This is a genomic window from Aquimarina mytili (genome assembly GCF_016735115.1).
Taxonomy (GTDB): Bacteria; Bacteroidota; Bacteroidia; order Flavobacteriales; family Flavobacteriaceae; genus Aquimarina; species Aquimarina mytili.
Genome location: NZ_JAERQJ010000003.1, coordinates 461114 through 474610, shown reverse-complemented (window position 1 = coordinate 474610; position 13497 = coordinate 461114). Strand labels below are relative to the sequence as shown.

Sequence of the window (13497 nt, the reverse complement as noted above, 5' to 3'; positions counted from 1 at the left end):
CATCACACAAGTATAGATGTAAAATTAAGTACTAAAGTTCTGGATATTCAACAAGTTTAAGATCCAGAACTTATTTTTTTTACGAAAACTTTCACTCTCATTTTTCATGAAAATTCAATGAAAAGGTTTTCGCATTTGTTTTATGATGAAAACATGATCTAAAATTTTCGCCTCTATTCAACTAAAATTTTTCGCAGCTAAAACTATTTTAATAAAAAACATTGACAGTCTTTAAGAACCTCATAATTCCAATTTTTTGAATTTAATTTTTGGTTAAAAATGCTTCTGTACGAAATCGTTTTTCGTAAAATAATTGTTAATTCTTATCGTGCGAATTGTCTCTTTATGCCCTGTTAGCGTACTTCAATAGAGCAATTAAAATCGACACTAAACTTTTTCGAAAAGTTAAAATCAACAATCAACTAAAAACCACAAAAATCTAACAAACATTAATTATGAAAAGAATTCTAATCCTATTAACAGCTGTTTTGAGTTTGTATTCATGTACTCAGGACACAGACCAAATCGATTCTGTATTAGAATCGGCAGAATTGGCAGCAAAAAACAGTTCAGACAATGTAGAGCTTCTTAGGGCTTGGACATCAAATAGTAGTAGTCCGGTAAGAAGCAGATATGTGAGGCGTTTTGTCGTTAAGGTAAAAAACCTGGCATATCAAAAAGAGGTTTTCATTCATCACGCTACTCCGAGTGGCAACTGGGTGGATATTCCATTAACATATCAGCAGAGTATTGGCAATGATGAAGAAATCTGGGTAGGTGAGGTAGAGCCCGAAACAGAAATCTATAGTGATGAATTTGTGGTAAAATATGTAGTAGACCAACAAACCTATTGGGATAATAATAACGGGGCTAATTATAGCATGCAAGTTAATATAGGGGCAAATCTAAGCGAAGAAATAGAGGTGATGGTAGATCAGTACTACACCAGGTTTACTGGAAGCTATTTTGCTATTAATGTAGATGCACGACGAGATTATGGAGCACCCGGAGCGGTCGAAGTGGTATATACCACTGATAACTGGGCTACGGTGCAACGCGCTTCCCTAAGTTATCAAAGATACTTTAGAGTGGGGTATTCAAATTATATTATAAGCCCAAATCAATTTGATATTGATAAGTGGGAAACTTCTGTGCGAGTAGATGCCAATGTAAGTTCTATTGAATATGCGGTTGTATATAAGGTAAATGGACAGGAATATTGGGATAATAACTACGGAAAAAATTATACTATCAATCAATAATATTCTACTTAATAAAACAACAAGCACAAATCACTCTAAAAATGAAAAAGTATTTATATCTATTCCTAAGCCTCATTGTTTTTTCCTGTTCAACAGATGATGAGAGTATTTCAACTCAAAGTATTGAAGATGTTCAAGTCCTAGAGCTTAAATCTACACAGGGTATTTCCAATGTGAATTTAGTTAAAGCCTGGAACTCTTATAGCTATTATAGAGGATTTAATACATGGACCAGAAAATTTACGGTGAGAGTCTCTAACCTTGCTTATGATAAACAAGTAAGTATTTATCATGAAAAAGTTGACGGTACCTGGGAAGAAATACCACTATCATATGCATATAGCCTTGATAATCAAAATGAAATTTGGATAGGAGAATATCGCTATACCGGATACACTGAAGCTAAAATCTATGACGATGAATTTGTTGTTAAATATGATGTAGATGGAAATACCTATTGGGATAATAATAATGGAAGCAATTATAGTATCCAGGAAAAGGAAGTAGGCTCGTTTTTTGCACAAGCAGATCTTAATATAAGTGTAGATGCCGATTATGATAGTTTATACCCAGTTTACGGAAGTTCGGGTAATAAATTTTCGGTAATTGCTGATGTAAGAAATATTACTTCAGATAAACAAGTCGAAGTCGCTTATACTACCGACGGATGGCAGACCATACAATATCTTCCTTTATCGTTTACACCAAGATGGTATAGCGGTTATCAATATGTATTAATAAGTCCAAACCAATTTAATATCGAAAGATGGACTGGATCGGTAATTCTTGATGCTTCCATTAATAGTGTTGAGTATGCGGTAGTTTACAAGGTAAATGGGCAAGAGTATTGGGATAATAATTATGGAAGGAATTTTACTGTAAATAGCTCAAACTAAATATTTAACTTTTAAAACCACCACACAATGAAAAATTACATTTATTTATTAATCAGTTTAGTTGTCTTTTCTTGTTCAACAGAAGATGATCTTGTAGAAGGCCCTGAAAGCTTAATAGTAAAAACCGAAGCCGAAGCCGAAATTAAAAGCTCTGATCAGGTACGCCTGGTTAAGTCGTGGACGTCTTCTGGCGGGTACAGAGGATACAGTACGTATACCAGAAAGTTTACAGTAAAAGTGGCCGACCTTGCTTATGACAAACAAGTGAGTATTTATCATGAAAAGATAGATGGAACTTGGGAAGAAATTCCGTTAAGCTATAGTATGGATATAGATGATCAAAACGAGTTATGGACAGGAGCGAGTAATATTGGAGGGTACGGTGTTTCGCCTGTTTATGATGACGAATTTGTTGTGAAATATGTTGTAGATGGTAATACATACTGGGATAACAATAATGGAGCTAATTATAAGATGGCGAGAAGAGATGGATATTTTATTGCCGATCCTGATGCTAACCTTAGTGTGGATACTGATTTTGATAGTGTAAATTATTTCCCGAGTTATGATCAAAACTCATTAACAGTTACTGTAGATGTTAGAAATCTGGCTCCAAATAAAGAAGTGGGTGTACTTTATACAACAGATGGTTGGCAAACACAAAGCTATTTCACGCTTGACTATAGAAACTATTGGTATAGTGGCCCATTTTTTTACATCCAAAGTCCAAATCAGTTTGGGGTTGAAAGATGGACAGGGAGTACAAGATTTGATAAATCGATCAATACTGTAGAATATGCGGTTGTATATAAGGTAAATGGACAAGAATACTGGGATAACAACTATGGCAAAAACCATAGTGTATCTAAATGATTTCATGATTAGTTAAAAAAGGGAATTACCTATTTAGAATCCGCTTTGCACATTGTTTTGCAAAGCGGATTTTTTTATAGAATTAATTGCATTTTGATGTTACTTCGCTTATAGAGTGGGTTTTCTTCTATAGGTATTTCTGTAAAACCGAACTTATTGTAGATGTAAATTGCATTTTCTAGAATTCGATTTGAATACAAGATAATTTTCTTCCATTCTTGTTCTTTTGCAAAATCAATACAAAATTGTAACAATTGTTGTCCGATTTTTAAGCCTTGAAATTTTGGCGAAACGGCCATTTTGCCTAACTCATAAACATTTTCTTCAATATTAATTAGAGAAAAAGTTCCGGCGATTTCATCTCCTACTTTTGCAAAAAAGATATAACCGCCTTTATTGATAATAGTTTCTTCGCATTGTTGTAATAACTCTTTGTCTAAAGGTTCAACAACAAAATATTTTTCTAACCATTCTATGTTAAGTCTCGCAAAGTCTTTTGCGTATTTTGGATCAAACGGAATTATAGTTGCAGTCATTGTTTTTGAATTTTTCATAACGCTGTATTGTAATTAGAATTAAACCAGGCCATATGAATAGGGGTTTCTAAACTATGATCAAGGTTTTTAATTTTTTGATGCTGTCTTCCTTCGTTTATAAATCCTAATCTTGAATAGAATTGAATGGTGTTTTTATTGTTTTCTCTAACAAACAATTCTACTCTAAGAATATGAGGATATTCGGATTCTATGGTTTCTAGAAATTGATTAAATAGTGTTTTTCCTATCTTTTGTCCTTGAAAATCCGGGGCTACTACAATAGTTAAATCGGTAAGTATATGCCTAAAAGCGGAGAGACCGATACGATAGGCATGAATTTCGGCAATAATTTGATTATCATCAGGATTCACTGTTACCAAAATAATTCCATCCTGTATACTTTTTGATACAAAATCTCTGATGTACTCTAGAGTAATCTCATTAGTAACCCGTATAATGCCACCAGATTGTTGTGCTACCTTTTTATATAGTGCAAGAATATGAGGTTCGTCTGATTGTATGGCGGGTCTAATGGTATACATTATTGGTTATATTTTTCTAATATTCGCTGACTTAAAGATTTTTCTTTTAATTGATTTTCGAGATGTGTTAAGTGACTTGTTAGGCTTACCGAAGTGCCTTCGGTGAGCCATTTGACTTGTTCATCAATAACTTTCCATAGTGGCAGCATTGTTTGATGAATTTCACTTCCTTTTTTGGTAAGTCTGAATAGCTTTTTTCGTTTATCAGTTTTATCAGTTTTATAGGAAACTAATTGTTTGTTTATTAGCTTTTTTAAGGCTTGCGTGATGGCAGGCTGAGTGTATTGTAGCGCTTCTTGAATATCAGTAGTAGTAGTTAACTCTTTGTCTATAATTACTCTGAAGATCGGAAACAAATAGGGATCAAAATCTATATTACTAGCAGTGTATACCAGTTGAATTTCTTTCATCATGTATTCGCTAAGGCGTTTAAACCTGGAACCTAAACCTAATTCACCATATTGCTGCAGGCTATCTTTCATAAGTATTTATATAAGTGTTTATGTAAAAATATAAAATATTTTTTAAAATTTAAAGCAACATTGATAGAAAATACCTCATAAATCCTTGAGATCTATGAGGTAGGTTGTTATTATTTTTTCAATCCTTTCTTCAATACCTCTTGTATACCGGCTAAGTGATCGCTAAACTGCATCATTTGTGCCAGCACTTGCGCCATTTCATTTTTGTCGCCGAAACCTTTGAGCTTATTGTTCTTTACAAAAGTTTCTTTGATGGTGCCCCAACGAGAGGTTTCGTCTTTAGAAATGGTTTCGGTCATTTCTTTATACTTCAGCAGATTGGCTTCGGCAGCACTAGTTAGTGTTTGTGATTCATTTTCATAATGAGATAGGAGTAGCGTTTCAAGTTCTTGTTTGTTCATAATAGGAACTACCTTGGCTACTAGTTTACTCATATCTCGATAGGACCCCTGCAACTTAAATGAAGGTTCGGTGCGATATGCATCTTCCATTGCCGCCGATTTGATATACGTTTCATTTACTTTTAAAACCGTATTGCGAATGGTGACTACTTTTTCTAACACAGCCAAGTAATCTTGTATTTCTTGTTTGGTATGATTGCCTTGTAATTCGATTCCTTCTTGAGATCCTGTTTCTACGATTTCAATTAGTCGATAGATATCTTCAAAATACTTACTGCTTAATTGATGTAATACAGGGTTTGAAGTCATTGAATTCTCGATCAAACTTAATTTAAACAAATCTGCTGTATCTCCAATAATGTCACCAAGATTATAAATATCGGCACGATTGGCTAACATATCCGGGATCTGAAATTTTTCGCCACTCTCTGTATATGGGTTTCCTGCCATGATTACACAGAAACGCTTACTACGCAAATCATAAGTTTTTGGGTTTCCGTTGTAGATTCCTTCAATTTTACGAGTACCATCGGCTAACGAAATGAATTTCTGTAAAAACTCAGGATTACAATGTTGGATATCATCAAGGTATAACATTACATTATTACCCATTTCAAAAGCCAGGTTTAGCTTTTTTAACTCTTCTCTGGCAGCAGCATTATTAGCTGCCATTGGATCAACCGATGTTACCTCGTGGCCAATTGCCGGACCATTAATTTTCATGAATACCAACCCTAATCGATTGGCCATATACTCCATCAACGTAGTTTTACCATATCCAGGAGGTGAGATTAATAACAACATCCCCATGCGGTCGGTACGTTTGTTTTGGCCAACGCTACCTAATTGTTTAGATAAATTATCTCCAAATAATGGTAAATACACTTGATCGATGAGCTTGTTTCTTACAAAAGACGAAAGTACCTTGGGCTTAAATTCATTTAGTTTCAGGTCTTCTTTTAAATCTTCGGTTACTTTGTGTTTTGCTTCTCGATAGGCTTCAAAAGCTGGAACTTCTACCTCAGTAAAATATCCTAATATCGAAATAAAATCATGATAATGAAACTCAAAAACTCCCTCAATAATAGTAGCATGGCTACCTTTTAACCCTTCAATTTTATGTTTAGGATTTACATGAATTATTTCTGATGCAGATGTATCTTTAAATAATAAAACACAAACAGTTTCTTGTGCATATTCTATTTGGTCAGGATGATGTGCTTTTATATATGAACTTACCCATTGCAAGGCAAGATTAATTTTATCATTCCAGTTTATAGTACCATTAGAACGCGGTTTGGCATCTAATTGTAGCGATTTTTTCAGTTTGATAAATACTTTTTTCTTTTTTAATTCAGTAATAAAAGCATCATATATTTCATTTGCGGTTTGACTAATGCAAAAAGTGTGATCGCTTTGTAATTCATCAAATAAATATCTAGAAATGTTATTGCTTAAACTTGTTTCAAAAAGGTTTGTGGTTTTTGCGAATGCTAAAATTTCTTCTTCTAAATTTGTGATCACTTTTTGGTATTCATTACTGTCCGGAAAAGCCTGTAATACTTCTCCTGAAGCTTTGATGGTCTCATTCCAATAGCTCTGTTTTTCTGGATTTAAACCAAACCAAAAGTACTGTGCATAAGCTCTTGTTTTTGGAGCGTATTTTAGTAACCCCAAGTCGTGATCTTTGGTAACTAATACTTTTAGAATTTTAGCGGCATCTACATCATGAACTCCTTTTACATACCCTTCTGCATAATTCTTACTACTCTCGGTTTTTATAAGGTCGAGAAGTTGCTCTTCGGTTGAACTTACAAGTTTTTCAGAATCAGTGGATTTAAATATTTTATATGCTAGATAGACCGATCTATATATCTTTTCATTTTCAGAAATTAATTCCTGGTCCCAGTATTTTTGAGATTGAAGTAATATTTCATTATTAATCTCTTGATAAAAATCGGTACCAGTAAGATGGTAGACCAGTGTATTATCTTTATACACAATGGTTAAATCCAAAGGTTGTTTGTTTACCCCAAATTTGTGTTTACCCAGTTTGATGATTTTTTCTCCATCTTCATACAGGTCTTGTTTGTCTTTAAGTTTACGAGTGGCATCTTCTTTAGCTACTTTAAGCGCCGTTTCTATCGCTTCGGCTTTGCCCGCATCATCAAGCTCTTTTAGTTTTACAATGATATCTCTTAATTTATTGATCATAAGATCTGAAGCAAAATATCCATTAATGTCAACAACGGCATCAAAACTTAAGGCCTTTTTGGTAACTCCTTTTAGGATGCGATTGGCAGCGTTTTCTAGAGCGACAGCTTTTTTATTTCGACCTTCGATAAGGCTATTTTTTCGACCTTCGAAAGCATTATACACCTCTTCTCGTTTTTCGATGATCTGGGTAATAAATTCTTCAAAATCTGCAAAACGTCCTTCGAGATCTTCTAATTGAACAGAAACTTTGTTTAATAATTCGTCCGTCTTTTCTGGAGTACTGGCAATATCGAGGTAATTGATAATGCTTTGATCTACCAATTTAAGCTGGGCAGCAAATTCGGCAGTTGCTTCTTTGCTTCCCAGAGATTTTATTTTGTTTTTAATCCCGGCTTTGAGCTGATTGATTGTGGCAAAAATCAAGGATATGTTATCAATAATTTTGGTAGAATGTGAAGTGTCTTCGATCTGCAGATTGGACACGATATCGATTAACATTTCGAGATCTGTTGCGATTTGATTTACTTCTTCTTCTAATTTTTTGGCATTAATTACCTTTTTAATTTTTTCGAGTTCGGTTTGCTTTTCTTCAACCCTGGCATGGTAGGGTAGAAGTGCTTTATCATCTAATAAAAACTGAACACATCGTTGTGAAATTGTTTCAGTTTGCGCTGCAATTTCGGTCTCTAATTGCTTAATAAATGTTGTATCTACATACCGGATATCATGTAGTCCTATTACCTCACCTCGCAGCGTACGTAATTGTGAGAGTACCTGCACAAAATCATCGATAGACTTAAATGAACTACTTTTAATTTTTCCAAAGATCCCTTCTGCCTTATCTTGTGTTTCTTTGGTGACGTTAGTAGCTGTTTTACGAAGTTGTACTACTTTTTCAAACTCATCAATAGCAGCATTTGCCGCCCCGTTGATTTCTTCTAATGGTAAATCTAACCTAAATGTGTCTTCTTCACGAATCCAGTAGTAACTGTCTACAACATCATTAGAGAATTTGGCAATATCATCATATAACCCATCATAACTATCTTCTTTGTTTAACAAAGTGATTAATGCATGACATTCGGCCATGGCTTTAACAATGTCTTTATTACCGATTTTGTATAGTAATGTATCCGTATGTTCAGAAGGTAAAACATCTCCTTTCATAAAAGGGGTTTGCCAAATCTGAATGACATGATGTTTGGTTTGCTCGTCTTCGGTTTTAAAGTAACATAGTTCTCCTCCTTGTAGAATAGTGAAACCATTACAGATAATAGGTGTTTTGACTTCTTGCTCAATAACGTTATAGGACATTAAGGTGTATAACCCTTTTTCACTTTCGTAAAATACGTATAAGAAATCTTCGCCATTAGGAGAGATGATTTTTTCCTGAAACTTTACATCCGACACTTCATTTGTAAATAGTTTGTATTCTCCAGATTGTAGATAATATCCATTTGGATAGATAATTCCCTGATCATCAGGAAGCAAAACACAGGCATCTTTGATACATTCGATCTTTTTGACCTCTTGCATTTTGTGATTATACACAAAATAACGGGGGGCTTCTTGGAAAGGTTTAATCTCTAAGGTAATCAGGTTTCCAATATCTGCAAAGCGATATTGTCCATCATCTAAGGTTTGATCTACATGTTCTACGGGTTCATCCAGAATACCTTTTCCTTCATCAGTATTGTCTTCGATCTTAATCGTTAGGTCACCACCAATGGTTTCTACAAATATTTTATCAAGAATTGAAATATGCGGATGTGCTCCATATCGATGCATATCTCGTGTTACTTCGGTCCAATTAAATTCATGTTGCTTTGGAAACTTGAATTCGTGTTCGCTACGGTTGTCTACATAGGTAAGTGTACCATCATTGATTAACCATTTGAAAGTTTTGATATCAGAAATACTTTCACTTAGTTGAAAAACCATATGCAGATAGTTGCCAACGACTGCAAATTTTGAAAATATCGTATTGCGATAATATTTATAGAGATTGGTAAAGTCATCCATAAATATGGGATCGTTAATTAGATCTAATGATTTGGCCGAGAAATGATCATCGGTATAAGTATAAATACTGAATACATCTGCTAAGGTAATCTCTGTGCGAAGCCCGAAGTGAACATTATATCCGAACAAGCAATATTCGCCTATAGTAACAATATCGCGAGCGATACAGTTGTTTTCTGTATTGATTCGATTGTTTGCAATAAGTTTGGTCTCTACACTACCAAAAACCTCTTTTCTTGCATCATTAAGTTGTGTTAGTCGGTTTTGTAGCTCACCCTTGTGTTTTTGCAAACGATTTTGAATGATCTCGTATGTGCCTCCGTCTAATTGTATGTTATTAGTGTTTTCTTCTTGCATGTTTTAAATCGAATTTTTCATTCGTTTGATAATAACTTCGACAAGCTCAGCCTGGCATGAGTGTTCCTAATGAGAATTCCTGTATCAATTTGATTGTCGGTACAAGAAATCAAATACTATTTTCAAAGTAAGAAAAGAATAGCATAATAAAGATTATGGTTGCTATTATACTTAAAAGCATAATAATCATATTTTTAATCTTCGTTTTTCTTCGTTGCTTCTTTAATTTATTTCTGATCTCTTGTAATAGTTCTTCAGAAACAGGTTCTACTTTGATCCCTTGGCTTTCTTTGTCAAAACCTGTCCATCCTTCAAAAGCTTCTCTTTTATTTCTTCTATTATTATTTTTAAGCGATGCAATCATCGCTGCAGTTGATCCTCCAAATCCCATAATTAAACCATTTTAAAAGTTAAATAAATCCCATCTAGTCAATACCTCGCTACCCCAAAGAGAGTTCTTGACTTTCAGGGATTGACTTTATGGGTCTAAAAATGTTGTTGTGATGGTGTACATATATGTATTGTGGTGTGCTTTAAACACCTCTTTCTTCCGCTTTGCGCAATTTAATCTCCTCCTTGTTGCAAGGAGGAGAACTCCTTTCGGGTTTTATTTCAGTTTTTTATCAGATAGTCCCAGGCCACTAGCCAGATTAAACAAATTCGTAAACAGATTATTTTCGTCAGGATCTGTTGTTTTTTGTTTTAGTTCCATCAATAGATTTGCTATGGTAAGATTCTTGATATCTTCAGATGAGATTCCGTACTTGGTAGCAAATTCTTTAATCTTTTCTAAAAGATTTCCTTTTACATCTTCGCTTCCTAGTATTGCATCTTTTACATCCTGTATGTTATCTGAATGTTGAACGAGTCTATCGATTCCTTTAGCTTTTGTAATCTGACCCACAATCTGATCAAAGAACATGGTTTCACCACCAACGATATCAATATTAGCTGCTTTTAAGGCCTCTCCAATAACTTCGGCTTGTGCATCAGCAATCTCTTTCTGGATATTTATATGAGCTAAGTCTACTTGCAATTCTTTATCTAAACGTAGCTTGAACTCTTCGTGTTCTTTACCAACACCATCTAGTTTTTTCATAGCTTCCGCTTTTTCTTCAATTCCGGCAGCATCGGCTAATGCTTTTTCTTTGATTACTTCTGCTTCTGCTAATCCTTCTTCGCGTACTGCTTCTGCTTTAGCTTGTATACCTGCAGCTTCGGCTCTTGCTTTTTTCTCAATTACAACAGCTTCTACTAATCCTTCTCGCTCACGGGCATCAGCTTTAGCATGCATTACTTGTGCTTCAGACATTCCTAGTGTAGCTTCTTCTTTAGCTTGTGCTTCAGCAAGTGTTTTACGTGCTTCAGCCTCTTTTTCACTAGCTTCTTTTTGCGCTTGAGCTTCGATGTTGATTTCTTCCGCTTTTTGTTTAGCTGCTTCTTTTTGCGCTTCGGCAGCTTTTATAGTTCTGATTAATGATTCTTCAGCATTTGCTTCGGCAATAGTTATTTTTACTTGCTTGTCACGGTCTGCAGTTTTAAACGCTTCAATATCTTTCATGTTCTCCTGTTCTTGCACTACTCCCTTTTCGAGCATTACACGATCGCGAATCACATCTTGGATATTCTTTTTCTCTACCTCAACAACTTTTTCTTTTTCTATTTGAGCCAGCGTCACAATTCTTTCGCGTTCTGTAGCTTCAAGCATTCTATCTTTTTCTACTCTTTCGGTTTCTACGGCATCAGTACGTTGCTTGTTTTTGGCGGCAACAATAATTTGTCGCTCCATATTTTCTTCTGCTACTTTTACTTTTTCTTCCGTAGCAATACGAGCTGTTTCAGATTTTAGACGTTCTTCTTCTGCAACTTTTAGCGTTTCAGCTTCTTCGCGAGACTTAATATTAGCAATCTCACGTTTTTGCTGTTCTTCTTTTTCTGCTAATTGTTTATCTAGCTCCAGAATCGCTTCACGAGCTTCTACATCTTGTTTGCGAATTACTTTTTCTTCATCACGTTTGATAAGATTCGATTTGATGTTTTGTGCCGCAGTAAGCTCGGTGATCTTCTTGATACCTTCAGAATCAAGAATATTATCTGGCTTTAAAACATTAAGTGAAGTCTGTTCAAGATCATCGATTGCACAATCATCAAGAATATATCCATTAAGATCGGTGCCGATAATGTTTATGATTTCATCACGAAACTCACGACGCGCTTCATATAATTCTACAAACTCAAACTTTTTACCCACTGTTTTTAAAGCTTCAGAGAATTTGGCATCAAACAGGCTGCGTAAAGTGTCAATTTCTGAAGCGCGGTTACAGCCAATGGTTTGTGCTACATTAATAATATCTTCTACAGATTTATTTACTCTAACAAAAAATGCAACTTTGATATCTGCCCTGATATTATCTTTACAGATTAGTCCGTTTATTCCTGTCCTTTCAATTTCGATCTTTTTAATAGAAATATCCATGATTTCTACTTTGTGTAGTACTGGTATTACATATAGTCCTTTATCAAAGGCTACAGCTGTCCCTCCGAAACCTGTTCTTACCAACGATTCTCCTTGCGGTATTTTCTTATAGAAAATGGCAATGATTATAAAATATAGTACTATAAGAAGTACTAATGCCACCACCACGATGATGGCTATGTTTGCTATGTTGCTCATAATTAAATTAATAGTTTAATGGTTGAATGATATAAAGTTGTTTGTTTTTAACTTGATTTACGATTTCTACAGTAGTGTTAGCAGGGATTTCCATCCCGTCTTTTGATTTGACCATAACCTTAATTGGGTCTGATTGAATCTTTATTTCTAGAGTTGAAATCTTTTCTCCAGAAATAGTACTTTGTAATATCCCTTGTCTTCCTAACAATTCTAAAGCACTTTCACCTTTATTGTTGAAGTTGGTAAAAAATCGTTTGAACGGTGCTGTAAATATTTTTGTTAGAAAAAGTGCAGGAATGATGCCTCCAAAGAAAAATACAAATCCAAAATCGTTATCATAACTATGTGTTATTGATGTTCCTGCCATTGTGATTGCCCACCAAAACAGTACAAAAAAACTGAAAGTGAACATGAACGGAAGACCGACAAAGTTGAAATAAATGAGAAATACCTGAAAAAAATTTAGTTTTCCTCTTCTACGAATAACATCTTCTTTTTTCACCTCGGTATTCGATACATCTTGGATATCTATATTTGTTCTTGCGTCAAATTCTGTATCTATATCAACATCAGCATCAACATCTACGTCAATGTCTACATCGATATCTGCATCAAAGAAGTCTAGGTCTATTCCTGTTAATGTAGTTAATAGCCAATACAGGATTAATAATCCGAATAATATAGTTAAGGGTAGGTTAACTATAGAAATTGCTATGTCAAATAATTCTTTCAAAGGTTAGTGTTTATAGTTAGTAAAATTGATTTAGTTATTCCTCTTCTCAAAGTTTTCGTTTTCAGATATTCTTACCCTCCTAATGACTAAATAAACCAAAGTAGTGATAATAGCGACCCAAAACATTCCATGTAGAAATACAAACGCTGTTTCCATAATTTTGGTTATTTAAGTTTTACCGCGGTACCGTATGCTAATATCTCTGATGCTCCCTGCATAACCATTGATGTCGTAAGTCGAATATTTATTACCCCATCGGCACCTAAATTTTTTGCATCTTGTATCATTCTTTTCATGGCTTGCTCACGTGAGTGGGCCTGAAGTTTGGTGTACTCTTCAATTTCTCCACCCACGATATTTTTAAGTCCGGCAAAAACATCTCTCCCAATGTTTCTTGCTCTCACCGTACTCCCACGCGCGATACCTAATATCTCAGATATCTCCTTGTTAGGTACCGTTTCTGTAGTTGAAATTATCATAGGTTTTTATATTAAACGTTCTT

At 34.6% G+C, this 13497-nt stretch carries 11 protein-coding genes; 3 read left to right on the top strand and 8 right to left on the bottom strand.

What is annotated here, in order from left to right:
* Nucleotides 1-455 precede the first annotated feature (455 nt).
* From JJQ60_RS09460 to JJQ60_RS09450, 3 genes are read left to right on the top strand one after another with little or no spacing between them, the layout of a single operon-like run.
* Entirely contained in the window at nucleotides 456-1262 is an 807-nt protein-coding gene (locus tag JJQ60_RS09460; RefSeq protein ID WP_201919023.1) for a carbohydrate-binding protein, read from the top strand.
* Nucleotides 1263-1303: 41 nt separating this feature from the next.
* Nucleotides 1304-2158, top strand: a complete 855-nt coding sequence (locus tag JJQ60_RS09455) for a carbohydrate-binding protein (protein ID WP_201919021.1) — start codon at nucleotides 1304-1306, stop codon at nucleotides 2156-2158.
* Nucleotides 2159-2185: 27 nt separating this feature from the next.
* Entirely contained in the window at nucleotides 2186-3031 is an 846-nt protein-coding gene (locus JJQ60_RS09450) for a hypothetical protein (RefSeq protein ID WP_201919019.1), read from the top strand.
* A gap of 74 nt (nucleotides 3032-3105) precedes the next feature.
* Here the strand turns inward: JJQ60_RS09450 and JJQ60_RS09445 are convergent, their stop codons facing one another.
* The 8 genes from JJQ60_RS09445 to JJQ60_RS09410 all read right to left on the bottom strand — a co-directional run bounded on the left by JJQ60_RS09445 (nucleotide 3106) and on the right by JJQ60_RS09410 (nucleotide 13474).
* Nucleotides 3106-3585, bottom strand: coding sequence for a GNAT family N-acetyltransferase (locus JJQ60_RS09445; protein ID WP_236669081.1), 480 nt, complete (start codon nucleotides 3583-3585; stop codon nucleotides 3106-3108).
* Nucleotides 3582-4109 carry a GNAT family N-acetyltransferase gene (locus tag JJQ60_RS09440; protein ID WP_201919017.1) on the bottom strand — a complete coding sequence of 176 codons (528 nt, stop codon included), beginning with the start codon at nucleotides 4107-4109 and terminating at the stop codon, nucleotides 3582-3584. The genes JJQ60_RS09445 and JJQ60_RS09440 overlap by 4 nt, the downstream gene beginning before the upstream one ends.
* On the bottom strand, nucleotides 4109-4591 hold the full coding sequence (locus tag JJQ60_RS09435) for a winged helix DNA-binding protein (protein ID WP_201919015.1): 483 nt from the start codon (nucleotides 4589-4591) through the stop codon (nucleotides 4109-4111). The genes JJQ60_RS09440 and JJQ60_RS09435 overlap by 1 nt, the downstream gene beginning before the upstream one ends.
* Nucleotides 4592-4701: 110 nt before the next feature.
* Nucleotides 4702-9588: a DNA repair ATPase gene (locus tag JJQ60_RS09430; RefSeq protein WP_201919012.1), complete on the bottom strand. Its 4887-nt coding sequence runs from the start codon at nucleotides 9586-9588 to the stop codon at nucleotides 4702-4704.
* A gap of 109 nt (nucleotides 9589-9697) precedes the next feature.
* Complete coding sequence (locus JJQ60_RS09425) at nucleotides 9698-9979, bottom strand: hypothetical protein (protein WP_201919010.1); 282 nt, start codon at nucleotides 9977-9979, stop codon at nucleotides 9698-9700.
* 216 nt (nucleotides 9980-10195) lie between these two features.
* On the bottom strand, nucleotides 10196-12262 hold the full coding sequence (locus tag JJQ60_RS09420) for a flotillin family protein (RefSeq protein WP_201919008.1): 2067 nt from the start codon (nucleotides 12260-12262) through the stop codon (nucleotides 10196-10198).
* A gap of 7 nt (nucleotides 12263-12269) precedes the next feature.
* Nucleotides 12270-12995 (bottom strand): hypothetical protein, encoded by a 726-nt coding sequence (locus tag JJQ60_RS09415; RefSeq protein WP_201919006.1) that lies wholly within the window; start codon nucleotides 12993-12995, stop codon nucleotides 12270-12272.
* Nucleotides 12996-13159: 164 nt separating this feature from the next.
* Nucleotides 13160-13474 carry a YbjQ family protein gene (locus JJQ60_RS09410; protein ID WP_201919004.1) on the bottom strand — a complete coding sequence of 105 codons (315 nt, stop codon included), beginning with the start codon at nucleotides 13472-13474 and terminating at the stop codon, nucleotides 13160-13162.
* Nucleotides 13475-13497: the final 23 nt, after the last annotated feature.

Coding starts and splice junctions, on each gene's coding strand:
- JJQ60_RS09410 (WP_201919004.1), bottom strand. CDS start 13,474: ATGATAATTTCAACTACAGAAACGGTACCTAACAAGGAGATATCTGAG.
- JJQ60_RS09425 (WP_201919010.1), bottom strand. CDS start 9,979: ATGGGATTTGGAGGATCAACTGCAGCGATGATTGCATCGCTTAAAAAT.
- JJQ60_RS09445 (WP_236669081.1), bottom strand. CDS start 3,585: ATGAAAAATTCAAAAACAATGACTGCAACTATAATTCCGTTTGATCCA.
- JJQ60_RS09420 (WP_201919008.1), bottom strand. CDS start 12,262: ATGAGCAACATAGCAAACATAGCCATCATCGTGGTGGTGGCATTAGTA.
- JJQ60_RS09435 (WP_201919015.1), bottom strand. CDS start 4,591: ATGAAAGATAGCCTGCAGCAATATGGTGAATTAGGTTTAGGTTCCAGG.
- JJQ60_RS09460 (WP_201919023.1), top strand. CDS start 456: ATGAAAAGAATTCTAATCCTATTAACAGCTGTTTTGAGTTTGTATTCA.
- JJQ60_RS09430 (WP_201919012.1), bottom strand. CDS start 9,588: ATGCAAGAAGAAAACACTAATAACATACAATTAGACGGAGGCACATAC.
- JJQ60_RS09450 (WP_201919019.1), top strand. CDS start 2,186: ATGAAAAATTACATTTATTTATTAATCAGTTTAGTTGTCTTTTCTTGT.
- JJQ60_RS09440 (WP_201919017.1), bottom strand. CDS start 4,109: ATGTATACCATTAGACCCGCCATACAATCAGACGAACCTCATATTCTT.
- JJQ60_RS09455 (WP_201919021.1), top strand. CDS start 1,304: ATGAAAAAGTATTTATATCTATTCCTAAGCCTCATTGTTTTTTCCTGT.